The sequence below is a fragment of the Spirosoma aerophilum genome, assembly GCF_054782495.1.
In genome coordinates this window covers 1-12,076 of sequence record NZ_BAAGSJ010000049.1, presented here as the reverse complement: position 1 = coordinate 12,076, position 12,076 = coordinate 1, and the positions used below count along the sequence as shown (strand labels likewise).

14 protein-coding genes are annotated in these 12,076 nt (G+C 47.5%); 4 read left to right on the top strand and 10 right to left on the bottom strand.

The genetic code is table 11. From position 1 onward, the window contains the following. Window positions 1-135 precede the first annotated feature (135 nt). Window positions 136-630: a (2Fe-2S)-binding protein gene (locus ACYVK4_RS32500; protein WP_461131748.1), complete on the top strand. Its 495-nt coding sequence runs from the start codon at window positions 136-138 to the stop codon at window positions 628-630. Window positions 631-632: 2 nt separating this feature from the next. Continuing rightward, window positions 633-2,786 (top strand): xanthine dehydrogenase family protein molybdopterin-binding subunit, encoded by a 2,154-nt coding sequence (locus ACYVK4_RS32495; RefSeq protein WP_461131746.1) that lies wholly within the window; start codon window positions 633-635, stop codon window positions 2,784-2,786. Window positions 2,787-2,877: 91 nt separating this feature from the next. On the opposite strand, the gene ACYVK4_RS32490 is transcribed toward ACYVK4_RS32495, so the two are convergent. Beyond that, window positions 2,878-3,252 carry a hypothetical protein gene (locus ACYVK4_RS32490; protein ID WP_461131745.1) on the bottom strand — a complete coding sequence of 125 codons (375 nt, stop codon included), beginning with the start codon at window positions 3,250-3,252 and terminating at the stop codon, window positions 2,878-2,880. A 424-nt stretch (window positions 3,253-3,676) separates the two neighbouring features. Here ACYVK4_RS32490 and ACYVK4_RS32485 point away from each other — a divergent pair, with 424 nt between their 5' ends. Both ACYVK4_RS32485 and ACYVK4_RS32480 read left to right on the top strand, forming a co-directional pair. Beyond that, window positions 3,677-4,198: a GreA/GreB family elongation factor gene (locus tag ACYVK4_RS32485; protein ID WP_461131744.1), complete on the top strand. Its 522-nt coding sequence runs from the start codon at window positions 3,677-3,679 to the stop codon at window positions 4,196-4,198. 312 nt (window positions 4,199-4,510) lie between these two features. Continuing rightward, complete coding sequence (locus tag ACYVK4_RS32480) at window positions 4,511-5,593, top strand: Gfo/Idh/MocA family protein (RefSeq protein ID WP_461131743.1); 1,083 nt, start codon at window positions 4,511-4,513, stop codon at window positions 5,591-5,593. Window positions 5,594-5,686: 93 nt separating this feature from the next. On the opposite strand, the gene ACYVK4_RS32475 is transcribed toward ACYVK4_RS32480, so the two are convergent. The 9 genes from ACYVK4_RS32475 to rpsF form a co-directional block, all read right to left on the bottom strand. Next, entirely contained in the window at window positions 5,687-7,342 is a 1,656-nt protein-coding gene (locus tag ACYVK4_RS32475) for a D-alanine--D-alanine ligase family protein (RefSeq protein ID WP_461131742.1), read from the bottom strand. A 212-nt stretch (window positions 7,343-7,554) separates the two neighbouring features. Continuing rightward, window positions 7,555-7,752: a hypothetical protein gene (locus tag ACYVK4_RS32470; RefSeq protein WP_461131741.1), complete on the bottom strand. Its 198-nt coding sequence runs from the start codon at window positions 7,750-7,752 to the stop codon at window positions 7,555-7,557. Further along, a complete protein-coding gene (locus ACYVK4_RS32465) occupies window positions 7,736-7,951 on the bottom strand; it encodes a DUF433 domain-containing protein (protein WP_461131747.1) in 216 nt (71 codons plus the stop codon). Before ACYVK4_RS32465 ends, ACYVK4_RS32470 begins: the two co-directional genes overlap by 17 nt. 32 nt (window positions 7,952-7,983) lie before the next feature. Further along, window positions 7,984-8,250, bottom strand: coding sequence for a NifU family protein (locus tag ACYVK4_RS32460; protein WP_461131740.1), 267 nt, complete (start codon window positions 8,248-8,250; stop codon window positions 7,984-7,986). Window positions 8,251-8,291: 41 nt separating this feature from the next. Then, on the bottom strand, window positions 8,292-9,395 hold the full coding sequence (locus tag ACYVK4_RS32455; protein ID WP_461131739.1) for an Mrp/NBP35 family ATP-binding protein: 1,104 nt from the start codon (window positions 9,393-9,395) through the stop codon (window positions 8,292-8,294). Window positions 9,396-9,440: 45 nt separating this feature from the next. Further along, window positions 9,441-10,463 (bottom strand): GSCFA domain-containing protein, encoded by a 1,023-nt coding sequence (locus ACYVK4_RS32450; RefSeq protein WP_461131738.1) that lies wholly within the window; start codon window positions 10,461-10,463, stop codon window positions 9,441-9,443. Window positions 10,464-10,727: 264 nt separating this feature from the next. After that, window positions 10,728-11,171, bottom strand: coding sequence for a 50S ribosomal protein L9 (gene rplI, locus ACYVK4_RS32445; protein ID WP_461131737.1), 444 nt, complete (start codon window positions 11,169-11,171; stop codon window positions 10,728-10,730). 99 nt (window positions 11,172-11,270) lie between these two features. Then, window positions 11,271-11,522, bottom strand: a complete 252-nt coding sequence (gene rpsR / locus ACYVK4_RS32440) for a 30S ribosomal protein S18 (protein ID WP_461131736.1) — start codon at window positions 11,520-11,522, stop codon at window positions 11,271-11,273. A 2-nt stretch (window positions 11,523-11,524) separates the two neighbouring features. Continuing rightward, on the bottom strand, window positions 11,525-11,899 hold the full coding sequence (gene rpsF, locus ACYVK4_RS32435; RefSeq protein WP_046575574.1) for a 30S ribosomal protein S6: 375 nt from the start codon (window positions 11,897-11,899) through the stop codon (window positions 11,525-11,527). Between the last annotated feature and the right edge of the window lie 177 nt (window positions 11,900-12,076).

Sequence of the window (12,076 nt, the reverse complement as noted above, 5' to 3'; positions counted from 1 at the left end):
AACAGCGGAAGCTGGCACAAAAGCCGTTAACTGAAAAGTTGACGGCTTTTTGCGTTTTATAGCCTTTTTATGGAAACTGGAAATGGTACAATTTCTTTTTTGTACATTAGTCTTTTCATATTTCCTGCCCAAGACATGGCTATCTTCAAACTTCAAATCAACGGTCGTAATTATCAGGCTGATGTTGACCCTGATACACCCTTATTATGGGTTTTACGCGACAATCTCGGATTGGTAGGTACCAAGTACGGTTGCGGTATCGCTCAATGTGGCGCTTGTACTGTACACCTTAACGGCGAAGCAACACGCTCTTGTGTTCTGCCTGTTTCTGCCGTTGGTAAATCGAAAGTAACAACTATAGAAGGCTTATCGGCAACAGGAACGCACCCTGTTCAACAAGCCTGGGATCAAATTGATGTACCCCAATGTGGATACTGCCAGGCTGGCCAGATCATGACGGCGGCTGCTCTCCTCAAACGAAATCCCAAACCTTCGCAAGCCGAAATTGATGAAACGATGACGGGTAATCTCTGTCGTTGTGGAACATACCATCGCATTCGCGAGGCAGTCAAAGTCGCTTCGATGGCAACGGGTACCTCAGGTGCTACTAAATCTTCTAAAACGAAATAGTTATGAAGAACATAGAGCATACAAGTAGAAGAGGCTTTTTGAAGCTGGCCACCGTAGCGGGTGGTGGACTTGCCCTGGGCTTTAGCTGGCTGGAAGCTGAAGCGATTGGATCGACTGTTGATAGCGGGGCTATCATGGCCGGCGCAGACTTTAACAGCTATTTGTCGATTAGCCCACAAGGGATTGTTACTATTCTCTCGCCCAACCCCGAAGTGGGTCAGGGTATCAAAACGGCATTTCCGATCATAGTTGCTGAGGAACTGGATGCTGACTGGAGTAAGGTAGTTGTTGAACAGGCACCCCTCGACACGAAGAAGTTTGAGCGCCAGGTAGCTGGCGGCAGCGGGTCCATTCCGCATTCGTGGGAGCGACTCCGTAAAGCAGGCGCTACGGCCAGACTCATGCTGGTAGAGGCTGCGGCAAAGCGATGGAATGTACCTGCTTCAGAGTGTACTACTGACAAAGGTGTTGTGATGCACGCGTCCAGCAGTCGCAAACTGAGTTATGGCGACCTGGCCAGCGAAGCGGCTCAGATTCCTGTACCAGCTAATGTGAAACTAAAAGCAATAAAAGACTTTAAACTCATTGGCAGTACTGTTCGGAACGTTGATAACCCTAAAATCATAACGGGTAAACCCTTATTTGGACTGGACGTTTACCGTGAAGGTATGTTGTTTTCCATGATCCAGCGTCCTGCCTTCGGTTATAAACTAAAGTCGCTGAACGCTGAGGCTGCCAAAGCAATGTCAGGCATTGTTAATGTCGTTACGTTTGAGAATAGCGTAGCAGTTGTTGGCAAATCGACCTGGCAGGTTAAGAAAGCAAAAGATGCTTTGAAAATAGAATGGGAAAAAGCCGACGCATTGGAAAGCACAGCCGACCATAACCGCTTATTCAAGGAGTTATTAGACGGTTCTAATGCCACGGTTCGCCGTAAGGATGGCGATGTGGAAGCTGCGTTTAAAAGTGCTGCGAAGGTCGTAAAAGCGGAATATCAATGTCCGTTTCTTTCTCATACTCCCATGGAGCCTATGAACTTCTTCGCCCACGTCCGGCCAGACGGGGTTGAATTAATAGGTCCCACGCAAACGCCCGAACTAGCTCGTAATGAAACGGCCAAACTACTTGGTATTACGCCTGACAAAGTTTCTGTACAATTAACGCGAATGGGTGGTGGTTTTGGCCGTCGTCTGAAAGCTGATTATGTTGTGGAAGCTGTTCAGGTCTCTAAGCTGGTAAATGCACCCGTTAAAGTTATCTGGTCACGGGAAGATGACATGACGGGAGGCAGCTATCGTCCGGCAGTCCGGTATCGATTCGAAGCCGCGCTGGATGCACAAGGCAACATGATTGGTTATAAACTGCGTGGAGCCAGTATAAACGCTGGTAATTCGACGAGAGAAGATAACTTTCCGGCCGGAGCGGTTGAAAACCTGTTGATTGATAGCGTAGATCATAAATCACCCATCACAACGGGTCCGTGGCGAGCCCCCATTACTAACTTCCTTGCTTTTGCAGAACAGTCCTTTATCGATGAAGTAGCGCAGGCTGCTGGTAAAGACCCTGTACAATTCAGACTTGACCTGCTGGATAAAGCAAAAAAGAAGCCAACGGGTGCAATTAAATATGACATCGACCGGATGAAAGGGGTTATCGATCTGGCTGTCGAAAAGTCGGGTTGGGGTAAGAAAAAGGGGGCAGACGGTAAACCTGTTGCTCAGGGATTCAGTGTGTATTTCTCCCACCGTTCCTATGTGGCTCAGGTTGGCGAAGTCGTGATGCAAAAAGGAAAGCCTGTCTTACAAAAGGTTTATTCGGCGGCTGATTGTGGGGTTGTCATCAACCAAAGCGGTTCGCAGCAACAGGTGCGCGGTTGTATCGTAGATGGGATCGGTCATGCGATGTATGGTAATCTTACCTTTAAAAACGGCGTCCCTGAACAAAAGAACTTCAACGAATACCGGTTAATTCGGTTGAATGAAATTCCTGAGATTGATGTACATTTTGTTCAGAATGAGATCGACCCAACCGGCTTGGGAGAGCCTTCCCTTCCTCCCGCAGGTGGTGCCATCGCCAATGCTATTTTTAAAGCCACAGGCAAACGATTGAGAAGTCAGCCGTTTGTGGAGCAAGAGGAGTTCAAAGGCGTATCGTAATATTCTATAACCTACAGCATGTGGGTTATAGAATCAACTAAATACAGGAAGGCCCGGGTTAGACATTCGACTAACCCGGGCCTTCCTGTATTTAGTTGACTGCTACAACGCGGTTTTCCTGTGTAACAGGAGCGGTTGATAGATTTAGCTGTTTACGAATACTTCCCTCTTTCGACACAACCTCTAATTCATATTGTCCATCTGCCAAATCGTTAACATTTAATTTCACGGCGTACTTCACCTCTTTTTTGCTAATGTTCTGTCGGAATAAGACTTCATTGTCTTTGTTCCGGAGTAAGACAACAACAGGAACCTCCGTGCTTTTTTGAACGGACACCCGTATTTGCTTGTCAACAGTAACGAACGCACTGGCATCAAATGACAGGCCTTTAGGGTTTGTTGGGTTGGTTAATGTGGCCGTGCTAAACAGGATAGAAATAGCCACTTTACTAATTAGGGAAAACATGGTAGTGTGTGTTTAAAGTTTGTAGTTGTTTACTGTTCATGGTGAGTAAGCCAAAGGACGTGCCAACTAGAAAAATGCCTTGATTATTAGCGGCTTATCTCGTTTCAGTCGAATTGAGTTTGTCCGTATGTGGACATCCTTCGTTCACTTGCGGACAAAATTAGACGTTACTTCGGGGTGGTAAAAGACAATAATGGCGAGTTGTCATAAAGGTGAGATCAGCCGTATTATTATCGGTATAAACTGTATTGTTAACGGGTTAGAAACGATAACTAGATACAAAGTTGTGCAGTTTTTCTGCCTGATAACCAGTAGCTTAGGAAAGGTGAGATTCGGTAAACGCTGATAGGGTAGGCCTGTGTTAAGGTTGCTGTAAACAACGTGAGGGAAGATACGTTAACTAACTATACCAAATGAGTAGGCAATGAGCAGGGCGTTCCTTAAAAATGAGAGTGCTGATGACCCGGTTGTCATACCCGCCCGGGCACCTTTGCCGCCGGGTACAACCAACTATGTAACGTCGCGTGGACTCGACCTGCTAAGAAATGAGCTAGCCCAACTAGAGCGGGAGCATGCCCATGTGCAGCTTAACGAGTCTGATGAAACGGAGCGTACCCGCCAACTGGCCTTACTTAATGGCCGAATAGGGGCCATTAATCAGCGGATTGCTACCGTAAAGCTTGTCAATATCCATGAGCAACCAACTGATGAGGTTCGCTTTGGAGCCAGGGTACATTTACAAAGCCGTAATGTCAGGCTTCCCAATACTGATCGCCAGCTGACAATTGTAGGCGTGGATGAAGCGGATGCCTCTCATGGTCTCATTGCCTTTACGGCTCCTATTGCACGTTTGATGCTGGGAAAACGAGTAGGTGATCAGATTGCATTACGCACGCCAATAGGTGAAAATGTAATGGAAATTGTAGCCATTTCGTATGAAGAATAGAGCTGCCTGAGGCCTGTCAATTGTCTTTCTCGCTCAGTAAAATAAGGATTGAATCCTCTTTGTTATTCATACATCTAAGCACTACTTCTCATAGATGGGTACCCAATTTCTACGTGCCTGGCTCAGAAATACTGTTATAATGAATCGTATCGCAGACTCATTTGTGATTTATAGATGTGGTGAAATAAAGTAGCTCTGTTGAGCGACTAACCGTAATTGAGTTTTAAATAACGGTTAATTAATTTGTGTTAAGTTTGCTACCCGGATAAAACCAATCACTTCGCCCGGGTACTATTTTATCTGTCTAAACATATGTCTTTACCTACTCAACCCATACGGATCCTGGTGGTGGGATGCGGAAATATGGGTGCGTCCCATGCTATTGCGTACAAAACAATTGGCGGCTTCGACATCTGCGGTATCGTTTCTACCGGAAATAGTAAAGTTGTTCTCAATGAACGCCTGGGTGGCGGCTATGCGCTGTATGATGATTATGCAACCGCTCTGGCCGAAACCAAACCCGATGCCGTTTGTATTTCGACATACCCGGATACGCACGAGGCTTTTGCTGTCATGGCGTTTGAACAGGGTTGCCATGTGTTCATGGAAAAACCCATTGCCGATTCAGTTGAGGGTGCGAAACGTGTCATGGAGGCTGCTCAGAAAGCAGGGAAGAAATTAGTGATCGGCTATATTTTACGCGTTCACCCTTCCTGGGCAAAATTCGTTGAAATAGCGCAGGGACTGGGGAAACCGCTGGTAATGCGGATGAACCTAAATCAGCAGAGCCACGGAACGATGTGGACGGTTCACCGGAATCTGATGAAAAGTTTAAGCCCTATTGTCGATTGCGGGGTTCACTACATTGATGTGATGTGTCAGATGACCCGCTCCAAGCCCGTGCAGGTGAATGCCATTGGTGCTCGGCTGACCAACGATATTCCTGTGGGGAACTACAATTACGGACAGTTGCAGATTCGTTTTGAAGACGGTTCGGTGGGCTGGTACGAAGCCGGCTGGGGACCGATGATGAGCGAAACAGCTTTCTTTGTCAAAGATGTGATTGGTCCGGACGGGTGCGTGTCTATCGTTGCTAAAAATGCCGGAGCCGCCGGAAAATCAGATAATGTTGATTCGCACACCAAAACAGAATCCTTACGCGTGCATAAGGCCGGGCTCGATGCCAATGACCAGTTTGTGGAAGAGGACACCTGGATCGATATGCAGGACGAACCCGACCACCAGGAACTTTGCAATCGCGAGCAGCGGTATTTCCTGGCGTCAATTCTGGAAGATCGTGACTTGACGGATCACATGCAGGATGCCGTTAGCAGTCTGCAGATTGCTTTCGCTTGTGATGAGTCAGTACGCACAGGGCAGCCGGTTATGTTGTAAATTTTTTAATAGCCTGATAAACATGCGTGCCACGGTTTAAACCGTGGCACGCATGTTTATAGACTTACTGCTTGAAAACTTAATACTTACTACTTACACATACCGTTCCGTAATATGTCTGGCTTGCTCAGTAGTTTCGACCAGCAATGGATGGCGTGGTTGACTCAAGGCTGTCTCTAACTCGGCAATGGTGTCCTTGAACAACAGATTGACCGGAATCTCATGGGATTCCAGTTTACTTTTAATATACATCAACGATGGTAATACGGTGCCCGAAGCCGCCAGATCGTTATACTGCTGTTTAGCGGCAGTAAACTCTTCGTCGCTGCTACCGAACGAAATAACTCGCTCGGGCAATGGATTCGCTTTACGTGCGGCTAGTTTGGCATCCAGATCAGCCAGTAGTCGTTTAAGATGAAATGTGTCTTTTCCCGTGCGGATACGTTCGCGTAACGATTGCCGAATGAGGTACGTAAGTGAGTTTGCCAGATTCAACCCGATTTCGGCCATCTGCTTAAAGATCAACGACGAAGGCGACATACCCGGAATGGTGTTCGGGTCATGCAGCAGCACGTCGCCGGCCGGGGTCAGAAATCCATCAATCCGGGAATACACATTGATGCCCAACCGAGAGAAAGCCTGAGCAACTGCCAACTGAATCTTCCGATTGTTCTCCAGACTTGTCTCGACCGGAATCCGCTTTTTGGTTGTATTTAACTTATACTTTGAAGCAAAATCGAAGCTAGTTACATTATAAACCTCCGTTGGGGGTAAAGCAATAGCTGTCTGATCATCGTCCTGTATGACGCCACATGAAAACTCCTGCCCGGTAATGAATTCTTCGAACAGCACCTCGTCTTCAGCGTTTAAGGATGCCAGTGAAATGGGTTGATCGCCCTGTGCACTGAGCGAATCAAGCCTGGCTACGAAGTCAGCGGGATGTTTAATCACTTCACCCGTTTGCTCAATAACGACCGGAAAACTGATGCCAGAATCCAGGCTGACCATATTTTGGGCCAGTTCGTTTTTCTCTGTTGCTGACAAACCACTCCATTCACTCAATTTGCTCCAGCCATCCGGCTGAATGCTCATCGTAAAAAAGCATTGCTCCACCGAGCGGCAGAATAGATTCAGGTCGGCCTCCCGAACGATAGCTACTCCAATAGACGAGCCCTGATGAGGAGCCTTGACCACAATAGGCAAGCCCAGGTGCTCGACCAGCGATTGGAAAAACTGAGCTTTGTCCGCTCTCTCGTAGGCATCACGGCTGATAGTAGCGGTTTTCTTTTGCTGCCCGTTTGCCAGCGCAATCAATTCGTTTTGTAGAATTTTATTGATTCCTACGGCTGAACCAACTAGTCCCGGTCCGGTATAGGGCATTTTATACCATTCGAGCAGACCCTGTATCGCGCCATCTTCACAGTCGGGGCCGTGCATGGCCAGGAATGCCAGATCGAAGTGATCGCGAAACTGTTCGGGTCGCAGTTCGGGCAAGCTCGCGTCGAGGACATTGGCGGGCAGCGACTCATCATAAACAGAAAAGCCGGATTCGTCTTGCGGTAAAGCATCGCGCAGGGAAGGCGACTGAAGAAAGCCGGGTTCAACGAGCCGAAAGCGGCCACGGCCGTCCACAAAAACTAGAACCGGCTCGAACAAGCCTTTGTCTAAATTAGCCAGGGCGGTACGGCCACCCGCAAACGAAACCTCCCGCTCCCGCGCCGGTCCACCGAAGAAAATGCCTATTTTCACTGAATTGAGGGATAATACGAACTGCAAAGAAACAAAAAAACGCCCGATAAGGCGTTCTAATGTTGGAGAAACTGGTGACCTGTTGCTTAAGGTTTGACAATTGTTTCTCCTGCCTCCAGTGGATACTTAAGCCTATTTGATAAACCAGGGATTATAGCTTTTAAAATAGGATATGCATTCGTGTAAATATCCAGCACAATAATAGGGGTAAGCTATTTTAATAAGTTTTGCTGGAATCGGAGATTTTTGTCACAGGCAATCAGGGCGTCAAAGTTGAAATCCACCAAGAAATGTAAGTCATCTTGGTCTTCATTACCATTTCGGCTTAATTCTCTCACCGTAAAAACATCGTGACCAACTAAATCTCGTTTAAGCTTTTTGGGTATGTTTTCATCAAGCTGCAGCCTCATATATGCTATTGAGGTTTGTAGCTGTCATGAGACGTTCGGCTATTTTTAAAGTAGCGACAACCTGATCTTTCGATACTGTTGGAAAATCATCTAAAAAGTCGTCAACTGAAATGCCTAATGCCAAATGGCCGAATAAAGACTGAACAGGCAACCGAGTTCCTTTAAAAACGGGGGTACCTCCCATGACTTTTGAGCTTATTGAAATGACATCTGGTAGCGTACTTTTAACAATTAAAAGGCCGGTGTAAGATTCACCGCTTCCACTTTCGTGATTTCGGGAACGGCTTTCAGGATCGCTTCTTCCAGGCCACCTTTAAACGTCATGGCCGACATGGGGCATGAGCCACATGAACCCATTAGTTCGAGCCGGACGATTTTATCTTCAGTTACTTCCAGGATTTTCACGTTACCCCCATCGGCGGCCAGATAAGGCCGCATGGTATCAAGAGCCCGTTCTACTTTGCTAATCAGTTGGTCGTTGTTAACTACCGTCTCCATTGAATCGTTGATTTACGGTAAATTTATACTTTCTACGTCGTTTATGCAACCTGTACGCGCTCGGTACGGTCGATGGTTGCGTTGCGAATGGCAACCTGTTGAGCAAGAGCCTCGGCAGCGGCCCGGAAGGCTTCGGTAGCAACAGGCTCGCCTGCACTGATCGCTGGTCGACCTTCGTCGCCAGCTTCACGAATGCTCTGCACGAGGGGAATCTGACCCAGCATAGGTACATCGAATTGATCCGCCAACAACTGACCGCCACCCTTACCAAATATGTAATATTTATGATTGGGTAACTCGGCCGGGGTGAAATACGACATATTCTCAATAACGCCCAGCACCGGCACGTTGATCTGAGGCTGACGAAACATTGCCAGTCCTTTTGTGGCATCAGCCAGCGCTACTTTCTGTGGCGTTGTCACGATGATAGCCCCCGTCACAGGAACCGTTTGGACCAGCGTCAGGTGAATGTCGCCGGTGCCCGGTGGCAGATCAATGAGCAGGTAATCCAGCTCACCCCAGTCGGCATCCGAGAAGAACTGCTGCAGTGCACGACCGGCCATGGTACCCCGCCAGATAATTGCCTGACCGGGAGCTACCAATAAACCCATCGACAGCATTTTAATGCCAAACTGCTGAATGGGCTCTATTCGATTTTGCCCATCTACCTGAAAAATACGGGGCTGGATGTTCTCGGCACCAAACATGGTTGGCATGGATGGGCCGTAAATATCGGCGTCGATGATGCCAACTTTGGCACCGGATTTATGCAGGGCAATGGCCAGGTTGGCGGTTACTGTCGATTTCCCAACTCCCCCTTTTCCTGACGATACAGCAATAATATTTTTTACACCCGGCAACGTTGGCGCATTGGCCCGCGTGGAGGTTACATCCGACGTCATATCAATCGTGATCTGAATATCGGTGCCAATGTGTGTATGAATAGCATCTTCGCAGCGTTTGCGAATCACTTCTTTCAGGGGGCAGGCAGGCGTGGTTAGCACCACCGTAAACCGAACGGAGCCAATGCCCAGCACGACATCTTTCACCATATTCAGAGAAACGATGTCGCGTTTCAAATCGGGTTCTTCCACGGTGCTCAATGCCCGCAGAACGGATTCATTTGATAATCGGTAATCAGACATAAATTCAGGGAGAAATGGGAGGAGGAAGGAGAGGGATGAGGGGGATCAGACTAATTCTTTTTCCCCCGTCTCTTTCTGCTCCTTTTCTTCCAATTTTAAACGACTTCGCACCTCTGCCAGTTCCGCTGAGACATCGGTGTAGGTTGATATAGTTTCTAATTGTGCCACCAGTTTTGTTAGAAACTGGCAATGTGCCTGGCTTCCGCTGCCATAAAGTGGTCGGTGAGCCAGCGATTTCCTGATCTTCCCCCACTCGTCAGCGAAAGTACGAAGTTCGCTATCAAACGCACTATCCGCAAACTTGTTGAATATATAATCGTGGGCCTGCGCGTTGGGGTGAATCATATCTGCTTCGTAAAAGCGGTAATCCCGCAGGTCATCCATCTGTAGCTCGTAAGCAGGGAAATAATACACCCAATTGTTCCATACCGTCAACTCATGGGTAATGACCCGTAACAAAGCCTTACTGGCTCCGTTCAGCGGTAAGGTATCGCGCGTGTGCCGAACCGGACTGACAGTTAGCAACACCTTTAGTTGAGGGTTGGCTTTGTGCAGTGTTTTCAGCAGTTGGGTCATCTCATCGCGCAGATGGTCGATCTGGTAGAGATATTTCTCAAACAACGATCCGGGCATTTTGTGGCAATTGGCAACAACGATTCCGGTTTCAACATGCCGATGCACGATGGCCGAGCCAAGTGTCAGAAACAGGAAGTCAGCCTTCCGGATGGCATCGCCGGTCTGCGCCAGTCGTATGGTTAACTGATTACGCAATTCGTCCTGGCTCTTTGCCCAAAGCGAGGAGTGAAAGTCATAATGAAACCAGGTACCGTCACGCTCAACGTAGCCACTTTCATCGGGTGTGGTTCCCCGTAGTGCCATCGTCACCAGTTTAGCAATGGAAACGGGATTGAAGAGCGTGCCAAACGGATTGGTCAGCACACGAAGTTTAGTATCAGTTAACCGACGTCCCATAACATCGGCAAAACAAGACCCAATAGTCACGATCCGGCTGTTCAGACCAATACGTACGGGTAATAATTCAGGCGAGAATTCGGTATGAAACTGCATACTTTATCAACAAAAAATCGAACTGATTAGGTCCGATTCATGGAAAAGTTTATAGCGTCTAACAGCTTGATTATGAAGCGGAAATTAATGTTTCATGCGCCTGCCTATTGGCTTATTTATCGAATAAAGTCAGTACTGGAACGAAGAAGCCGATAACCTGTTTTGACTCAATTTGCTGATCAGGCATATTCCCGTTATTTAACTCATATATAAAAAAAAACGACCTGCCGCGAGACAGGTCGGTTTTCGAAAAGATAGCCTTGCTTATTCAGCCGAAACTACTTCAAATTTCACTTTATGCTTTACATCTTTGTGCAGGTCAATTGATGCTTCATAGGTACCCAGTACTTTAACATCTTCAACCGTAATTTTCTTCCGGTCGATATCAAAGCCTTTTTCGCGGAGGGCTTCAGCCACCTGCGTGTTGGTAACCCGGCCGAAGATTTTGCCGCTGTCGCCTGCTTTGGCAGGAATGGTCAGCGTCATATCGCCAATACCGTCGGCAATGGTTTGTGCTTCGGTTTTGATTTTTTCGGCTTTGTGAGCTGCCTGACGAATGTTTTCAGCAACGATCTTCTTGTTAGAGTCGGTTGCCATCATAGCAAATCCCTGAGGAATCAGGTAATTGCGACCGTAACCGGGCTTCACCGTAACGGTGTCGTTCTTATAGCCCAGGCCGGCAATATCGGTTTTTAAAATGATATCCATTTTTGTGAGAGAGTCGGTAAGTCGATAAGTCGATAAGTCGGTAAGTAATTTCTCACATGAGCGTCACTTACTGACTTACTGACTTGCTGACTGATTAACTTATTTTAGAGAATCGCCTACGTAGGGCAGGATGGCCAAATGACGAGCGCGTTTGACGGCCTGGGCCACTTTGCGCTGGTTTTTCAGGCTTGTGCCGGTTAGCCGACGGGGAAGGATTTTACCTTGCTCGTTCAGCAATTTCAGCAGGAAGTTGCCGTCCTTGTAGTCGATATATTTGATACCGGCTTTCTTGAAGCGGTCGTATTTTTTACGGACTTCGGTTTTCGAAACTGATTCGTTTTGCAGACTCATGATTACTTGGCCTCCCCGGCGTTTTCGGTTTGTTTTTTCTTACCCACTAAGCCATTGCGCTTACGATCGTTGTAGGCAACAGCGTGCTTGTCGAGCGAAACCGTCAAATGGCGGATGATACGCTCGTCACGGAGATACTCAGTGTTGAGTTTCTCGATGATCGTGCCGGGGGCCTTAAACTCGAAGAGTTGGTAGTAACCCGTGTTCTTATGCTGAATCGGATAGGCCAGCTTACGCAAACCCATGTGGTCTTCATGAACAAGTTCCGCACCGTTATCGGTCAGCACTTTACGAAACTTGTCAACGGCGTCCTTCATCTGAGCATCAGATAAAACGGGAGTTAAAATGAACACCGTCTCGTAGTTATTAGGAAACATTTTCTTGTAATTTGTTTGAAATGAGGGCGCAAAGGTAAGAAAAAAAATGACAAATGCAAAGGGGAGGAGTAGTAAGTTAATAAGCGGCTTCGCCCAAGTTGGTAAGTCGGTAAGTGGCTGGCGCAAAAGTGTTGCTTTTGCGCCAGCCACTTACCGACTTACCAACTTGGGCGAAGC

Bases quoted from the DNA above. Each gene is read 5' to 3' on its own strand.
- ACYVK4_RS32500 (WP_461131748.1), top strand. From the start codon at position 136: ATGGCTATCTTCAAACTTCAAATCAACGGTCGTAATTATCAGGCTGAT.
- ACYVK4_RS32495 (WP_461131746.1), top strand. From the start codon at position 633: ATGAAGAACATAGAGCATACAAGTAGAAGAGGCTTTTTGAAGCTGGCC.
- ACYVK4_RS32490 (WP_461131745.1), bottom strand. From the start codon at position 3,252: ATGTTTTCCCTAATTAGTAAAGTGGCTATTTCTATCCTGTTTAGCACG.
- ACYVK4_RS32485 (WP_461131744.1), top strand. From the start codon at position 3,677: ATGAGCAGGGCGTTCCTTAAAAATGAGAGTGCTGATGACCCGGTTGTC.
- ACYVK4_RS32480 (WP_461131743.1), top strand. From the start codon at position 4,511: ATGTCTTTACCTACTCAACCCATACGGATCCTGGTGGTGGGATGCGGA.
- ACYVK4_RS32470 (WP_461131741.1), bottom strand. From the start codon at position 7,752: ATGAGGCTGCAGCTTGATGAAAACATACCCAAAAAGCTTAAACGAGAT.
- ACYVK4_RS32460 (WP_461131740.1), bottom strand. From the start codon at position 8,250: ATGGAGACGGTAGTTAACAACGACCAACTGATTAGCAAAGTAGAACGG.
- ACYVK4_RS32455 (WP_461131739.1), bottom strand. From the start codon at position 9,395: ATGTCTGATTACCGATTATCAAATGAATCCGTTCTGCGGGCATTGAGC.
- ACYVK4_RS32450 (WP_461131738.1), bottom strand. From the start codon at position 10,463: ATGCAGTTTCATACCGAATTCTCGCCTGAATTATTACCCGTACGTATT.
- rplI (WP_461131737.1), bottom strand. From the start codon at position 11,171: ATGGATATCATTTTAAAAACCGATATTGCCGGCCTGGGCTATAAGAAC.
- rpsR (WP_461131736.1), bottom strand. From the start codon at position 11,522: ATGAGTCTGCAAAACGAATCAGTTTCGAAAACCGAAGTCCGTAAAAAA.
- rpsF (WP_046575574.1), bottom strand. From the start codon at position 11,899: ATGTTTCCTAATAACTACGAGACGGTGTTCATTTTAACTCCCGTTTTA.